We start from the raw sequence: 17,005 nt of genomic DNA, 5'->3' as shown, positions 1-17,005 counted from the left end.
GAAGTTTTTAGACAATTTATACTTAACTGTAGAAACAAAAAGCAGATTAGTATACCGAAATCTTAATCCTAAAAAATTTAATCCTGAAACCACTTCAGAATTATTTAAAGAGATTGCCTTTAACATTAAGCAATTTGAATTAGAGAAAAAGTAATTCTCAGTTTAATTTAACGGTGCATTATCTTTTACCCCAGCCAGCCATCACGATCCAGACTTCTGTACTGAATTGCTTCTGCAATATGACCAGAAACTACCTGAGGTGCATCATCCAAATCAGCGATAGTCCTGGCAACTTTTAGGATTCTGTCGTAGGCACGAGCCGAAAGATTTAGCCGCTCCATCGCGGTTTTTAGTAGCTCTTTGGAAGCATCATCAAGAGCGCAATGTTCCCTAATATGCTTAGTACTCATTTGAGCATTGTAATGAATATGTTCCATTTCTTCAAATCGTTTAGACTGTATTTCTCGGGCAGAAGTTACTCTTTTGCGAATATCAACACTGCTTTCAGCTTTTCGGTCATCTGATAATTTTTCGAAAGGAACAGGTGTCACTTCGATGTGAATATCAATTCGGTCCAATAATGGTCCCGAAATTTTGCTCAAATATCTTTGCATTTCATGCGGTGAAGAAGTCTGCGGAGCATCCGGATCATTAAAAAAACCACTCGGACTTGGATTCATACTCGCCACCAGCATAAATGATGACGGATAAGTCACGGTAAACTTGGCTCTGGAAATTGTCACTTCCCTATCTTCCAGAGGCTGGCGCATTACTTCCAGAACATCGCGCTTGAATTCCGGCAGTTCGTCCAAAAACAAAACGCCGTTATGTGCCATCGAAATTTCTCCTGGCTGCGGATAACTTCCGCCCCCGACAAGCGCAACATTTGAAATGGTATGATGCGGACTCCGAAACGGACGCTGGTTCATCAATCCAACTTCTTTCAGTTTTCCAGCAACGCTGTGAATTTTGGTGGTTTCCAGTGCTTCACGTAATGTCATTGGCGGTAAAATACTGGGCAGTCTTTTGGCTAACATCGTTTTTCCAGCTCCCGGCGGCCCAATGAGAATTATATTATGGCCGCCGGCGGCCGCAATTTCCATACATCGCTTGATGCTTTCCTGCCCTTTCACATCGCTGAAATCAAATTCGGGAAAATCAAGTGTTTTATAAAATTCAGCTCTTGTATCGACAGTAGTGGGTTCAAGCATTCCTTTTCCTTCCAGAAAATCAATCACTTCCTGCACATTGGAAACGCCGTATACATCAAGTCCTGATACGATTGCTGCTTCCTTAACATTTTCAAGAGGAAGAAAAAAACCTTTAAAACCTTCTTCTTTGGCTTTAATCGCAATGGGCAAAGCACCCCGAATGGGCTGCAAACTGCCGTCAAGGGACAGCTCGCCCATGATTATATACTGTTCGTAAATATCAGTTTTTATTTGCCCCGAGGCTACTAGAATTCCGATTGCCAATGTCAGATCATAAGCTGAACCTTCCTTACGCAGATCGGCGGGTGCCATATTGATAATTATTTTTTTGCCCGGCATTTCGTAGCCGTTATTTTTGAGTGCTGCCGCAATGCGGTAACTGCTTTCCTTGATGGCATTGTCCGGCAGACCTACCAAATGATAGCCAATTCCCTTATCCATATTGACTTCGACAGTAATTGTAGTTGCTTCGACTCCAAAAACAGCACTTCCGAAAACTTTGATTAACATATAAAATAGTTTTTCTAAATGTAAATACTATTTTACTTCAAACCAAAAATATTTAATCAAATTCTTACTTTATAAAAATATATCACAAAAAATATTCTTTTTATAGAATTAAAATAATTTTAAGAATACACCAGTCCAATCTGATTTTTAACCGCCTCTACAATTGCGGCAAGTTCCAGACTGTTTTGATGAGACCAGAGTTCACTTTCTGTTTTATCAGCTCTGAGGCAGGCATGGCATTCTTCGATTTCATAAGTGTAGCCTTTGCCTAATGTTGGTCTTTCAAATTTTGATTTTTGCTCACCCTCTACCAAAGTACCATGAGTTAAAGAATAGGATTCGGTCATGAACCAAAGCGGATCTAGATTAATGCGTCCTTTTGTACCGCTTATTATTGCTTCGACATTGCAGGTGTACAAAAAACTGCAATGCAGTACGGCCTGTGCGTTTTCATACTGCAGAATAATAGAAGTCTGCGTATCGGCTCCTGTGGAATAAAAATTGGATTTTGCTACAATTTCTTTAGGCTTTCCTAATATCAAATAAGCTAAAAACAAAGGATAAACTCCAATATCCATAAGTGCTCCCCCACCAAGTTTCATATCCGTCATTCGGGTATTATCAGGATTTTCAAATTTAATGGAAAAATCAGCATTAACATATTTTACTTCTCCAATTGAACCGTTTTGAATGTGTTCCAAAGTTTCACGAATCGAAGGATTGAAGCGGGTCCAGAATGCTTCCATGAAAAATTTATTGCTTTTTTTGGCGGTGGCAATCATTTGTTCTGCATCGGAATAATGCAGGGCTAATGGCTTTTCGCACAGGACATTCTTATTGTTTTTCAACGCCTTGATGGTTAACTCGGCATGCGAATCATGTGGTGTGGCAATATAGAGAATGTCGATATTTTCGTCTTGAAAAAGTTCATCATAGGAACCGTAAGCTTTCGGACATTGAAACTGACTGGCAAAATCTTGTGCCTTGTCAATGTTTCTTGAGGCTACAGCACAAAGTTCGGCTGAATCAATCAGCTGTAATTCACTTGCAAACTGTTTGGCAATATTTCCCAAACCTACAATTCCCCATTTTATTTTTGAAGTATTTTCCATTGATTTTAAATTACTTTTTTCAAATGTATTAAATATTTTTTCAAAATTTAAAATGCTGATTTTTCAGCACGGCATTCGCATTTAAAAAAGATAAACACGAATTTCACTAATTGTCACTAATTCTAATCGAAATTAAAATTGATAGTAAAGACTAAATTTCTCGTTATCCGTGTAAGGGATAGAAGCCAATGTTATTAAGTTAAGCTTTATTTCACTCTCGCAAAGACGCAGAGGCGCAAAGTTGAGATCGGATTTCTTTGCGTCTTTGCGCCTTTGCGAGAATTATATCTTGGCCAAACTTTAATAAGAAACCCCTAACTTAATGACATTGGGATAGAAGCAATCCGTCGCGGCGGAGCGGATAGCCCGACCGCATCCCGAAAAGAGGACGTATCCCCGCAAAGTAAATTTGCCCTCTTATCGGGATGGGGTTACACCTAGATGATTTTTATGATTTTGGGCAAAATTATAATGCTGTGACAACTAAAATCTTTAAATTTGGTTTTCACAATTTAAAGAGAATCTCATGGGACTATTTAATGCCATGCTGGGCAATGCATCTGAAGTAAATCTTGAAAATCTTTCGAAGGAATTTGAACCTTTACTGATTGACGGCGAAAGAATCGAAAAAGGGTATAAAGTAATTAAGGACATGTTTGTTTTCACCAATAAAAGACTGATTTTGGTCGAAAAACAATTGGTGGGAAGTAAAGTGGATTATCTTTCGATTCCGTATTCTTCTATTAAAAAATTCTCCAAGGAAAGTGCCGGAATCCTAGACATGGATGCCGAATTGAAGATTTGGCTTTCTGGTGAAGATGCGCCTATTTCAAAACAATTTGGGAAAGGCGGGAATAATATCAACGAAGTGTATCAGATTTTGAGCCAGCATATATTGAAGTAGCTTTTTTTAAGTCCTTAGTTATTAGTCATTAGTACGCTTAGTACAAGATTAATCACTAAGGACTAAGTACTAAAAGTCAATAAATAATCACTAAGGACTTATCCTATGAAAATAATCATCCGCACTTTTAAGCTTCAATTAAAGCATACTTTTACGATTTCGAGAGAATCGCACGATGTACAGCCTACGCTTATTGTAGAACTGCAGAGTGATGGTTTTTCAGGTTTTGGAGAAGCTACTTCAAATCCGTATTATAATATTACAGTAGAAAGCATGAGAGCTAATCTGGAAGCCATTATTCCGTTTATAGAATCTCATAATGATGAAACTCCAGAGGAATTTTGGGACAGTGCTTCGGCTTTATTAAAGGATGATATGTTTGCGTTATGTGCTTTGGATATGGCTTACAATGATTTGTATGCCAAGAAAAAAGGCAAAAAATTATATGAGCTTTGGGGGAATTCTCCTTTGCATAATCCTAAAACCGATTATACTATTGGCATTGACAAAATTGATAAAATGGTAATGAAACTCAAAGAAATGCCGTGGCCAATCTATAAAATTAAGTTGGGAACCAAAGACGACATTGCGATTGTTACCGAATTGCGTAAACATACCGATGCCCGTTTCCGGATTGATGCCAACTGCGGATGGACCGTTACCGAAACGATTAATAATGCTGCTGCTTTGAAAAAATTAGGCGTTGAATTCCTGGAACAGCCGATGAAAGCTGATCAATGGGCTGCGCACAAGGAGGTTTTTAAACACTCGGTTCTGCCAATTGTAGCTGATGAAAGCTGTATTATAGAAGAAGATGTAGCCAAATGCTATAATCATTTCCATGGTGTGAATGTAAAATTAGTAAAATGCGGCGGTCTTACTCCTGCCCGAAGAATGATTGCCGAGGCTAAACAATACGGCATGAAAACGATGGTGGGCTGTATGACAGAATCTACTGTTGGGATTTCGGCCATTGCACATTTATTACCAGAGCTGGATTATGTAGATATGGATGGTGCTTTGCTCCTTTCTGAGGATATTGCGACCGGTGTTACGATTACCGATGGGATTGTTCATTATGCAGATTCGAATGGTATTGGAGCTTCATTAATAAAACACTAAACCAATGCAGGTAAACGAAATTCCAAATAGAGTATTTCATAAAGACGGTGAAGAGTTTCTGTACTTTGGAGGCACTAATTATCTTGGCGTAACCACTCTGCCGGAATTTCAAAATATTCTATTAAAAAGTTTTCAAAAATGGGGAACCAGTTATGGGAGCTCCCGTTCTGCCAATATTCAATTGGAAATTTATAAAACAGCCGAAGATTTATTAGCCAAGCAAATTGGAACAGAATCGGCAGTTACCGTTTCATCAGGCATGCTTGCAGGAAAATTGGCTTTGGAGCAGTTACAGCATACAACCGATTTACTCTTTCATTTTCCGAGCACGCATCCTGCTTTAATGCATCCGTCTTCATTACCGCTTATTCAAAACGGAAAACTGAATCCTTTTCTTCTGGATCCTGCCGTAACTAGAATTGGGATTGTTGCCGATGCTATTCCGTCGCTGGAAGTTACTCCTATTGATTTGAGTGTACTCCAAAGTATTCCGAGTGATAAAGAAATCGTTCTCCTTTTAGATGAATCACACAGTATTGGAGTTCTTGGAAATCAAGGACAAGGAGTACTGCATCAATACGAACTTCCAAACGTAAAGCAGAAAATAATCATTGCATCACTAGGAAAAGCATTAGGACTTTCAGGAGGAATTATTGCAGGTGATTTTCAATTTATCGATGCAATAAAAAAACAGCAGAATTTCATTGGGGCATCAGGAATGAATCCTGCTTTTTTGGAAACTTTTGTAAATGCACAAAAACTATATCAGTCACAGAGACAGCAGCTAAAAGATAATTTAAATTATACTGCCAAACATTTACTGCCTAATGTTGCTTTGACTTTTACGAAAAATTATCCAGTCATTTATTTTGATCAGGAAGAATTACTCCAAATGCTTTTGGAAAACAATATTATTCCAACTTCGTTTCCATACCCAACAGCTTCAGGAAAATTGAGCCGAATTGTAATTAGCGCACATCATTCCCTGTCCGATCTAGACAAAATGATTCAACATCTGAATATTTTCACACAGCTGACTTCAGATTTAGAAGGTGACATGAGATTTGTACTGTAATCCAAAAAAGATATTTTTTTATAACAATACATTATATAATTATTGAATACATAACGCCAAAGCTGTTTAATCCTAATAAATTAAGTTAACCGCTACAATTTTTAGAAAACGCTATCACTAATATTAAATAAAAAATGCAATAATTTAAATTATTATTATTTTTAAATCATTTTTACATCAGCTACCCCTATTTTACAGGAGGTAAAATACAGAAATGACAAAAATAACACACACACACCCTTTTTAACAAGGTGTTCGAAATGATTTTTTATTTTTGCAGAAAAAAAATTAAAATACAATGCGAAAAATAGTTTTAAGTGTGATACTTGTCACAATTTTGGTATTATCCTATTTCTCTAATTACTTTTTAACAAGCCATACAACAAATCTTTCCGAAATTTCAAAATTTGATACTGGTGACATTGCATGGATGCTTGTGGCCTCTGCGCTGGTATTATTGATGACACCAGGTTTAGGTTTCTTTTACGGCGGTATGGTCGGCAAAAAAAATGTCATCAGCACGATGCTGCAAAGCTTTATGGCAATGATTATCGTAACTGTTTTATGGGTACTAATCGCATTTGGATTATCTTTTGGCCCCTCAATTGGAGGTATAATCGGAAACCCGGTGCCTTATATCTTTTTTCAGAACGTAGGAATAGGCTCCTCGTGGAAACTTGCCCCTACAATTCCTTTTTTATTATTTGCATTATTTCAGGCTAAATTTGCCATTATAACACCAGCTATCGTAACAGGAGCATTTGCAGAGCGTATCCGTTTTTGGGCTTACCTGTTGTTTATGGTTTTATTTATACTTTTTGTTTACGCTCCATTAGCACACATGACTTGGCATCCAGATGGATTACTGTTTAATTTTGGAGTATTAGATTTTGCCGGAGGAACCGTTGTACACATGAGCGCAGGATGGGCAGCATTAGCCGGCGCTATCTTTCTTGGAAAAAGAAAATCACCAAAACCAACTCCTGCACGTATTACCTATGTATTACTAGGAACTGGTTTATTATGGTTTGGATGGTTTGGATTCAATGCCGGATCAGCAATGGGAGCCAATGGTCTTGCTGCACAGGCACTGGGAACAACAACCGTTGCTGCTGCAGTCGCTTCTATGGCCTGGGTATTTATTGATAAAATCATGGGACACAAACTTTCCGCCATGGGCGCTTGTATCGGCGCAGTAGTAGGACTAGTAACCATCACGCCAGCCGCAGGATTTGTAAGCATGCCTCATGCAATAACAATAGGAATTATAGGAAGTGTTATAAGCAATATAACTGTCAGCAAATTTCACAAATTCAAAATTGACGATGCATTAGATGTATTTGCCTGTCATGGTGTAGGCGGAATGGTCGGCATGGTACTAACCGGAGTATTTGCTTCTAGAGACATCAATCCTGCTGTTATCGATCAAGGCCTTGCTTTTGGCGAAACTAAATTATTCACACACCAGATAATTGCCTTAGCAGGAGTTTCATTATTCGCTTTTGCAATGTCTTATTTCCTTTTCTATATTGTAAACAAAATCACTCCTCTAAGGGTATCCGAAGAAAAAGAAGAACTTGGACTGGATATTACACAGCACGGAGAATACCTATAAATATTCATTCACCAGCACATACAAAAAGAGGCTGTCCGAAAAGGACAGCTTTTTTTATGCTGCAAATTTCAGGAATCGATTTTGGGTTGGTTGATTAATGAAAAAATATTCTGTTACAGTATTTAAAAAGTGAATTTCGACTTTTATAGCTCTATTTAGAACTCTGAAGGAGATTTTTAGATGAGTTTTCGACGCATCATTGTTCTTTGCTATCATTTTTCTGAAATTATGCCCGATAGCCATCAATAGAAATTCCATTTCCACTTTTTCGATGCTTGTGAAAGTAAACCGGCTGAATTTATTGTTGTTTTTTAGCTGTCCGAATACTGCTTCAACTTCTATTGGGCGTTTGCTTCGGTGTTCGAGTCCTTTTTCGCTCATGAGCAGCTCTTTGGCCTGAGCCCTTAATTGGTTCAGGCGGTGGTTTACTTCTATTGTTCTGTTTCCTTTGGCTTTATGGCACAAACTTCTAAGTGGACATCCATCACATCTTTTTGCTTGATAATAAGATACTTGTGATTCGTATCCGTTGGCCGATGTCCGTTTTCCACTGCCAATGTTTTCCATTCTTTGTCCCATTGGACACACATAAAAATCCTGCTGTATATTGTAGAACAAATTCTGGACAAGAAACGGATTGTCCTTCATTTTTTTCTTCTGTTCTTTGTGAAAATAATTATACTTTACATAGGCCGTTATATCTTTATTTTCAAGCATTTCGTAGTTTTCTTCGCTTCCATAACCAGCATCGGCTACAACTGTTTTGCTTTGTTTTTGATACATTTTTTCAAATTCCTCCAGATGGGATTTTAAAGTCGTAGTGTCGTTAGGTGTCTGATGAATGGTTACATTGGTAATGAATTGATTTTCAGTAGAAATCTGAGGATTGTATGCAGGTTTTAACTGTCCGTTTTTCATATGGTCTTCCTTCATTCTCATAAAGGTAGCGTCAGGATCTGTTTTGCTGTAGGAGTTTCTATTGCCTAAAATCACTAAATCTTTTTCGTATTTTTCAAGCTTTGGCAGGTGCTCTTCCTGAAGCTTTTCAAGCTCTTTGGTTATCTTCTTGTTGGGCTCTTTGAGTTTTTTATTGAGTTCTGATAATTTTTCTTTCAGCTCTTCCGAGTTTATTTTTTTTGGTAATTCTTCCTTGTTGACTTCTTGATTATCTGATAAAATACTGTTTTCGATATCGGATAAGATGCTGTTGATTTTTACTTCGAGTTTTTCTTTGTATTTCTCTATAGAACCCCGCCAGACAAAGGTGTATTTGTTGGATTTGGCTTCAATTTTTGTTCCATCGATGTATTGGATATCCAGACTGACATAGCCCATTTCCACAAGCATTTTGACTACTTCTGCAAATAAATCTTTGATGTTTTCTTTTAGAACCTTTCCTCTAAAATCGTTGATGGTTCTAAAATCAGGGGTTGAGTTGCCTGAAATAAACATAAAATGAATGTTCTCGGTGAGTGCTTTTGCTATTTTTCGGCAGGAATAAGTGTTGCTCAAATAGCTGTAAAACAAAACTTTAAGCATCATTCTGGGATGATAAGCCGAGGTCCCTCCTCCTTTATATTTTTTAAGTATATGGCTTATATCCAATGAATTGACGACCTTGTCCACTAAGCGGACAAGGTGGTTTTCTGAAATTTTATCAAAAATATTTATCGGAAAAAGTTCCGGTGTATTGATCGATTGCGATTTAAATATTACTTTAGCCATTGCTCGTTTTTTGTGCAACTCTAAGATACTATTTTAGATTAAAAACAGCAAAAAAAAGGCTGTCCTTACTTTTTGGACAGCCTCTTTTTTTTTACTCTATTATTAGCTTACGTTTAAATCTTTTCTCAGAACAGACAACAAAGACTCATTCAAAAACGCATACAGCAAATAAAAAACTATAAATCAGATAAATAAGCATAAAAAAACAACGCTATTTAACATTTTTTAAATAAATTTAACAAATTTAAGTATAATGATAAAGCGTCTGAATCTTAAAAAACACCTCCTCTTCCCCTGCAAACCTCCCTAAAAAGGAAGATTAAACCACATTTAAACAATCTCCTTTTGAAACAATTTTAAGTAATCATTAACAAAATGCTCGCTGAATTGCCAAAATAGGCGATTATTTCACCCAAAAACTGTTAATTAAAATACAAACCTTAAAAAAAACTTAAAACTTCATTAACACATTCTTTTTTTTTGCTTCAAAAAATAAACACCCCTCAAAATATTAGGGTGCTAAATAGAATATTTGTAAAAATAACCCATTACACCCTTATTTTTTGGTAGCTATTAAATCATTTGATACATTTATAAAAAATTAAAATCAAAAAACTATGCGAAAAATTATTTTAAGTGTGATACTTATCACAATTCTGGTATTATCCATTTTTTCAATTCATTTTCTTAATGAATCCAAAACATTAGGAGCTCATGTTATTGAATTAAAACTAGACACAGGAGACACAGCGTGGATGATTGTAGCAACCGCTCTCGTATTATTAATGACGCCAGGACTTGGATTCTTTTATGGAGGAATGGTTGGCAAAAAGAATGTCATCAGTACTATGCTGCAAAGCTACATGGCAATGGTCGTGGTAACAGTATTATGGGTTCTAATTGGATTTGGATTATGCTTTGGACCGTCAATTGGAGGTATTATCGGAGATCCGTCCTCAAACCTATTATTCAATAATGTAAGCGCCAACACTGCTTGGGAATTGGCTCCGACAATCCCAATGATTTTATTTGCTTTATTTCAGGCTAAATTTGCGATTATCACACCGGCTTTGGTTACGGGAGCTTTTGCAGAAAGAGTTCGTTTTTGGGCCTACCTATTATTTATGGTCTTATTTATATTAGTTGTGTATGCTCCATTATGCCACATGACTTGGCATCCTGACGGATTATTCTTTGGATGGGGAGTATTGGATTTTGCAGGAGGAACTGTAGTACACATGAGTGCAGGATGGGCTGCTCTTGCTGGAGCAATCTTCTTAGGAAAAAGAAAAGTTCAAAAGACTAACCCTGCCCGTATTACTTATGTATTATTAGGAACTGGTTTATTATGGTTTGGATGGTTTGGATTCAATGCAGGTTCTGCTGCAGGATCTGGAAGTCTTGCTGCGCAGGCATTAGGAACTACAACTGTAGCTGCTGCTGCTGCCGCAATGGGATGGGTATTCCTAGATAAAATTATGGGACACAAACTTTCTGCAATGGGAGCTTCTATCGGTGCAGTAGTTGGATTAGTTGCTATCACACCTGCTGCCGGATTTGTAAGCATTCCTCACGCTATGGCAATAGGTATCATCGCAAGTATTGTAAGTAATCTTGTTGTAAGCAAATTTCCTAAAGGAAAAATTGATGATGCTTTGGATGTATTCGCCTGTCACGGTGTCGGCGGTATGGTAGGTATGCTTTTAACTGGTGTTTTTGCTTCAAAAGCTGTTAACCCAATCGTAGGTGATAACCAAGGTTTAATTTTCGGAGATCCAACTTTGTTTTTAATTCAATTAAAAGCATTAGTTATCGTTTCTATATTTGCTTTCACTGCTTCTTACGCTTTATTCTTTATTGTGAATAAAATCACTCCATTAAGAGTTACTGAAGAAAAAGAAGAACTAGGATTAGACATCTCGCAACACGGAGAATATTTATAAAAGCCAAATATCAAATACTACAAATTAACACTCTGGAATTTATTTTCAGAGTGTTTTTTTATGCCTATCTGCCAATGTTTTATTTACAAATTTTCTTCAATAAACTGTTATCTTAGCCAAAAGAAGCCATACAAAAATATTTGGCATAGAAACACATACGCCACAAAACAAATAAACCAGAGAAAATTGCAATGAGCAGCAGAAAAAATATTTTTATACTAATTGGAAGTGCCGGTAAAAATTCTGTAAACGAAAAATTAACTGACATTTTCATCCGTTTAACTAAAGACGTTTTCAGTTTTACTGTATTTAAAGATTTGAAAATACTGCCTCATTTTGATCCGGAACTTTCAGCAGGCAGCCCGCCTGAAGCAATAACTGAGTTCAGAAATAACATTGATAAAGCTGATGGCTTATTAATATGTACTCCTGAATATGTTTTTAGCATCCCAAGCGGATTAAAAAATGCAATTGAATGGTGTGTTTCGACAACTGTTTTTTTAGACAAGCCAACTGGACTTATAACTGCCTCTGCAAGCGGAGAAAAAGCACACGAAGAACTACAGCTTATTATGAGAACTTTGATGTCCAAATTCACTGATGAGACTACTTTATTGATTCAAGGCGCGAAAGGTAAAATTAACGAGCAAGAACAATTTTCAGATAATAAAACCGAAAAGAATTTCCTAAAATTTATCGATGCTTTTACAACATTAGTAAATCTCTCTTAAAAAAAACATTCCACCAAAAAGCTAATTTTTAATTACTTCTTAGTAGAATGCTTTTATAAATCTTGCATCTAAAATTATTTCTTAAAATTTGAAATACCAGCTTTTAGCCAAGTCTCATATTCCTCTATATCTGACGTATAAGAAACTGGAGTATTTAGCTCTTTTTCATTCAAATCTAAAAGAACATAATAAGGCCTAGAATTGTTTTTAAATCTCTGAATTTGAAATTCACTCCACTTTTCACCAATAGTATTAATTTCACTACCTGTTTCTTTAGAAATATATTGCTCATTCAGCGGTAATACTTTTTTATCGTCTCCATATAAAGAAATTAAAACCACATCATTTTTTAATATTTTTAAAACTGATTCATCAGACCATACATTATTTTCCATCAATCGACAATTAACACATTGTTTGCCTGTAAAATCAATTAAAACTGGTTTATTAACTTTTTTCGCATAAGCCAATCCTTGTTCATAATCTTCAAAAGACATTAAGTTATGTACACCCAAAACAGCTCCTTTTGGCAGAACATTCTCATTCATAACTGATCTATTACCAACCCCATTAGGGCTTTCGCTATATGTCATTGGCGGAGGAAATGCAGAAACAAGCTTCAGAGGAGCTCCCCAAAGTCCAGGGATGAGATAAATTGTAAACGCAAAAGTAATCAAACCTAATAACATTCTTCCGACCGAGATATGACTAAATGGACTATCATGCGGTAAAGTAATTTTCCCAAATAAATATAGTCCTAATGTTCCAAAAATAGCAATCCAAATTGATATAAAAACTTCTCTTTCTAAAAAATGCAAATCTAACCCAATATCAGCATTAGATAAGAATTTAAACGCCAACGCTAATTCAATAAATCCAAAAACAACTTTTACAGTATTCAACCATCCTCCTGATTTTGGCAAATTACTTAATAAACTTGGTGCTAATGCAAAAAACATAAAAGGCAACGCTAATCCTAACCCAAAACCAAACATTGCTAAAGATAAAATCTTTGCACCTCCATCAGAATTCAAAGAAGTTCCAAAAACAAATCCTAATGCTGGACCTATACATGAAAACGAAACTATTATAAGGGTTAATGCCATAAAAAATATCCCGATCAAGCCTCCTGTATTAGAAGCATTATCAACTTTATTCGCCATTTTATTTGGCATTGTAATTTCAAAAGCTCCAAAAAATGAGATAGCAAAAACAACAAAAATTATAAAAAACGTCAAGTTCAAATAAACATTTGTTGAAATTTCAGAAAAAATATCTCTACTAATTCCTTCTAAAATATGAAATGGAACCGTCAAAACTACACAGATTGCAACGATACAAAAACCATAAAATAAGGCATTAAACTTACCTTTTACTTTATTTGTAGATTGCTTAAGAAAAAAACTCACCGTCATTGGAATCATAGGAAAAACGCAAGGAGTAAAAGTTGCAATTAACCCACCAAAAAAAGCTAACAAAAAAATCGACCATAATCCTTTTTCTGTGGCAGGTTTTGGCTGCTCTGCAGTTTTATTTTCAACCGGTTTTATATCTTCTTTTGCAGTTACGGTAATTGCAGCTGCCGTATCAGTTTTAACAGTATCTAGTTTTGTATCTGTAACGGCTAGCTTTTCTGTTGTCACTGCTGTTGCTGCCGCTCCTGGAATTTTGAAAGTAAATTTCTTTTCCAGATTGATACAAACCTCTTTACATATCTGATAATTCAATTCTGCCTGAATAGCTGTAACTTTAGTATTTATAAGCTTTATTTCCTGCTGAATCTGAGCTTTATCATGAAAGAAAATTTCATCAACACCAAAAACATCGTTAAAAGCCTTAGTTGTCTTGCTTTCTTTGGCTTTGCCTACTAAATCAAAATTCCCTTTTTGGTCTTTAAAAATAATTTCCAGAGGCAGCGGTCCTCCGTCTGGAGTAAACTGTGAATAAATATGCCAATCCTTTTCGATTACGGCATTAAAAGTTAAAATGTAATTAGTTTCCGATTTTTTTTCAATAGATGTTGTCCATTTTGCAGGATCCAGAACTTGTGCATCTGCTTTGGTGAAAGCTAGAAAAGCAAACAGTATAAAAAGTATTTTCTTCATTATCAGTTTCTAAATTAATTCTATTTTGAGTATGTTTTTGGTCGAATTTATGGTTCTGAATCTTTCGTCTGCTCTTATTCCAATGACCCAGACAATCTGATTATTGGAACACAAAAGCCAGGTGTTCTCTTTTTCGATTAAAGACAGTTTTTCGTCTTTATAAAGCTTGCTCACTTTTTTTGACTTTCCGCCCATTCCAAAAGGTGAGAATACATCACCCGTTTTCCATTTTCGCAAAACCAATGGATACACTAATTGATCAGCGTCCACAAATATAACTGTATTTGAAGCAACAGAAATGGCAGTAACTTTAGAAAAGGCCATTTTTAAGGGAATCTTAATTTCTTTCGTACTTTCATCAATCAAAAACTCCACTTCCTCAGTTTCATCAATCGGCGATAAAATAAGAGAATCTCTGTCTTTCAGCAAACGAAAATCAGCAGCAAAAACCTGCTTGCCGGACTGGCTGTTAACCAAGTCATAAATATCATCCCAAGCTGTAAAGCCAAATTCTTTAAGCCATTGGTACAAATACGACTGATAATTGGGAAGTTTCATCAATTGATTTAAATCAAAATGAATTTGATCACCCACTTCATTTGCTACTTGCTGATACACCATAATAGCTGCATCTTCGACCATTGCCAAAGATTCCTGCAGATAGCGTTCGGTATTATGAAAGGAGCTCATAAAATTAGGATTCAGCTCTTTTAAAACCGGAATCAAATGATGACGGATTTTGTTCCGCACATATTTATCAGAGGCATTACTGCTGTCTTCACGCCATTCAACAGCATTTGCAATAGCATAATTTTCAATTTCCTGGCGGGAGAAAAACAGTAAAGGTCTTACAACTCTGTTATTCTGCACGGGAATTCCAGTCAGTCCTTCCAATCCGGTTCCCCGCGTGAGATTTATCAAAAAAGTTTCAAGATTGTCATCGGCATGATGGGCTGTCAGCAGGTAATCAAATTTTTCGGTTTCTAACAGTTCATAGAACCAATTATATCTCAATTCTCTCGCTGCAACCTGTGTTGACAATTTATAATCTTTTGCAAAAGCCTGAGTATCGAACTGTGTTACAAAAATTGGAATTCTATTTGCATCTGCATAGTCTTGAATAAATTTTTGATCTCCAAAACTTTCCATTCCCCGAAGCTGAAAATTGCAGTGAGCAATAGCAATATCATACTGCAGTTCCTGAAACAAACGCAATAAAACCATACTGTCCAAACCGCCGCTTACGGCTAGAAGCAGTTTTTTTTTCTTCAAATACGGGATTTCATTATCGATATGGTTTTGCAGAATGTTTTTCATACATCAAAAATACTGATTATTATTTAATCCAAAAATTACAAAATAGTCTGCAGATAACGCAAATATGCGTGGAATAAATAAACCATTATGAATTATGAATTTTAAATTCTATAATATGATTAGCTTACATAAAGCCTGCAAAGATTGTTGAGCGTATTTATTTGCCACAAATTGCACAAATTTTCACACTCGAGCCTTAGCGAACAGACGAAGTAAATTAATTAGTGTTGGTTTATACAATTCAAGATAGTTTTCTTAGAACGTGAAAGACAAATACACTAAAGAGCTATAAGAATCATATCAAGCCATTCACTGCAAAACCTCATGCATCGCTTTTGCTTTCAGCAGACACTCTTCATATTCTTTTTCAGGAATAGACAGCGAAGTTATTGCGCTTCCTACCGAAAAAGACACATAATGCTTTTCCTGATTATACAGAATACTGCGGATTACAACATTAAAATCAAAATCTCCATTGGGCGAAAAATATCCCACTGCACCGCTGTACAAACCGCGTTTGGTCTCCTCCAGCTTTTCTATGATTTCCATAGCAGCATATTTAGGAGCACCAGTCATGCTCCCCATAGGAAATGTAGTTCTGAGTGCATCGACGGGTGCATATTTCAAATCCATTTTGGAAGTGATCGTAGAAATCATCTGATGCACCTGCAAAAAAGAATAAATTCCGCAAAGCTCTTTTACAATAACAGAAGCTTTCTGAGCGGTATGCGACAAATCATTACGAACCAAGTCGGTTATCATGATATTCTCTGCTCTTTCTTTAGGATCTTGTGCCAGATTATTTTTAGACAGTTCATCCTCAACAGGATCTAAAAAACGTTTTGAAGTTCCTTTTATAGGCTGGGAAATGAGAATATCGCCTTCTTTTTTAATATATCTTTCAGGAGAGGCAGAAAGCAGAAACTGCTTGTTATTCTTAAAGAAAACGGTAAACGGCGCCTGCGAAATTTCATTAAGTTTCAGAAATTTTTCCAAAGGATTTATATTGGCATTTTCTGCAAAAAACTCCATACAGAAATTAACCTCATAAACATCTCCCTGATTAATATGAGCTAATAATTTAGAAACTTTATCTAAATAATGCTGCTTTGAGATCCGCTGCTGTATCAAAACGGCATCAGCAGGAACATTTGTCTCAATTTTGTAATTAATGATGTTTTCAAAATCTTCTTCAATTTCATCATCACACATATTAAGGTACTGAATTTCCAGCTGATCTTCCTTTAGCAGAAATAATTTTTTTGGCTGAAAAAAAAATAAATCCGGAAAATCCAGACCATCAAAATTATCGGATTTTAAATGCTCTGTATCATTTTTTAAATCATATGCCAAATAACCAAATAACCAGTCTTTTGCTGTCTGCTGATATTGCTTTAAATCATCAAAAGCATTATCATAATCGGTTTTTATAGAAGTAAAAGCATCAGTGGCCAGAACACAATCAAATCTGGAATATTCATCGGAAAATGAATTACTATCCAGAAAAGTTATTTCCCGAAACTGCTGTCCCCAGCTCACCAGCTTTCGCTTAAAAGCTATTGGATCCTCAATAAATTTGTAAATAGAAGTTCTCAAAAATCAATCTGTTTATGAAATTCAAAATTACAACAAAAA

The 17,005-nt window shown here is 36.0% G+C and carries 12 protein-coding genes; 6 read left to right on the top strand and 6 right to left on the bottom strand.

Annotated features, from left to right (window positions below; translation table 11 throughout):
* Window positions 1–185: 185 nt before the first annotated feature.
* Both OZP07_RS08455 and OZP07_RS08450 read right to left on the bottom strand, forming a co-directional pair.
* On the bottom strand, window positions 186–1,721 hold the full coding sequence (locus tag OZP07_RS08455) for a YifB family Mg chelatase-like AAA ATPase (protein WP_281637977.1): 1,536 nt from the start codon (window positions 1,719–1,721) through the stop codon (window positions 186–188).
* A gap of 119 nt (window positions 1,722–1,840) precedes the next feature.
* Window positions 1,841–2,833: a Gfo/Idh/MocA family protein gene (locus OZP07_RS08450; protein WP_281637976.1), complete on the bottom strand. Its 993-nt coding sequence runs from the start codon at window positions 2,831–2,833 to the stop codon at window positions 1,841–1,843.
* Between the two features lie 526 nt (window positions 2,834–3,359).
* Between OZP07_RS08450 and OZP07_RS08445 the strand changes: the two genes are divergently transcribed.
* The 4 genes from OZP07_RS08445 (at window position 3,360) to OZP07_RS08430 (ending at window position 7,549) form a co-directional block, all read left to right on the top strand.
* Entirely contained in the window at window positions 3,360–3,737 is a 378-nt protein-coding gene (locus OZP07_RS08445) for a PH domain-containing protein (RefSeq protein WP_281637975.1), read from the top strand.
* A 105-nt stretch (window positions 3,738–3,842) separates the two neighbouring features.
* Window positions 3,843–4,859 (top strand): dipeptide epimerase, encoded by a 1,017-nt coding sequence (locus OZP07_RS08440; protein ID WP_281637974.1) that lies wholly within the window; start codon window positions 3,843–3,845, stop codon window positions 4,857–4,859.
* Between the two features lie 4 nt (window positions 4,860–4,863).
* The gene (locus OZP07_RS08435; RefSeq protein ID WP_281637973.1) at window positions 4,864–5,934 is read left to right on the top strand and encodes an aminotransferase class I/II-fold pyridoxal phosphate-dependent enzyme; all 1,071 of its coding nucleotides are present in this window, start codon (window positions 4,864–4,866) and stop codon (window positions 5,932–5,934) included.
* Window positions 5,935–6,232: 298 nt separating this feature from the next.
* Window positions 6,233–7,549 carry an ammonium transporter gene (locus OZP07_RS08430; RefSeq protein ID WP_194641304.1) on the top strand — a complete coding sequence of 439 codons (1,317 nt, stop codon included), beginning with the start codon at window positions 6,233–6,235 and terminating at the stop codon, window positions 7,547–7,549.
* Between the two features lie 54 nt (window positions 7,550–7,603).
* On the opposite strand, the gene OZP07_RS08425 is transcribed toward OZP07_RS08430, so the two are convergent.
* A complete protein-coding gene (locus OZP07_RS08425; protein WP_349293658.1) occupies window positions 7,604–9,274 on the bottom strand; it encodes an IS1182 family transposase in 1,671 nt (556 codons plus the stop codon).
* A 617-nt stretch (window positions 9,275–9,891) separates the two neighbouring features.
* On the opposite strand from OZP07_RS08425, the gene OZP07_RS08420 reads away from it, so the two are divergent.
* Window positions 9,892–11,217: an ammonium transporter gene (locus OZP07_RS08420; protein ID WP_281637972.1), complete on the top strand. Its 1,326-nt coding sequence runs from the start codon at window positions 9,892–9,894 to the stop codon at window positions 11,215–11,217.
* Between the two features lie 191 nt (window positions 11,218–11,408).
* Complete coding sequence (locus OZP07_RS08415; protein ID WP_281637971.1) at window positions 11,409–11,948, top strand: NADPH-dependent FMN reductase; 540 nt, start codon at window positions 11,409–11,411, stop codon at window positions 11,946–11,948.
* A 74-nt stretch (window positions 11,949–12,022) separates the two neighbouring features.
* On the opposite strand, the gene OZP07_RS08410 is transcribed toward OZP07_RS08415, so the two are convergent.
* The 3 genes from OZP07_RS08410 to OZP07_RS08400 form a co-directional block, all read right to left on the bottom strand.
* The gene (locus tag OZP07_RS08410) at window positions 12,023–14,053 is read right to left on the bottom strand and encodes a protein-disulfide reductase DsbD family protein (protein ID WP_281637970.1); all 2,031 of its coding nucleotides are present in this window, start codon (window positions 14,051–14,053) and stop codon (window positions 12,023–12,025) included.
* Window positions 14,054–14,062: 9 nt separating this feature from the next.
* Window positions 14,063–15,370, bottom strand: coding sequence for a tRNA lysidine(34) synthetase TilS (gene tilS, locus OZP07_RS08405; protein ID WP_281637969.1), 1,308 nt, complete (start codon window positions 15,368–15,370; stop codon window positions 14,063–14,065).
* Between the two features lie 309 nt (window positions 15,371–15,679).
* Entirely contained in the window at window positions 15,680–16,966 is a 1,287-nt protein-coding gene (locus OZP07_RS08400) for an anthranilate synthase component I family protein (protein ID WP_281637968.1), read from the bottom strand.
* Between the last annotated feature and the right edge of the window lie 39 nt (window positions 16,967–17,005).

Source organism: Flavobacterium marginilacus (assembly GCF_026870155.1).
Taxonomy (GTDB): domain Bacteria; phylum Bacteroidota; class Bacteroidia; order Flavobacteriales; family Flavobacteriaceae; genus Flavobacterium; species Flavobacterium marginilacus.
The sequence above is the reverse complement of the archived record's forward strand: the minus strand, read 5'-3'. Positions and strand labels throughout refer to the sequence as shown.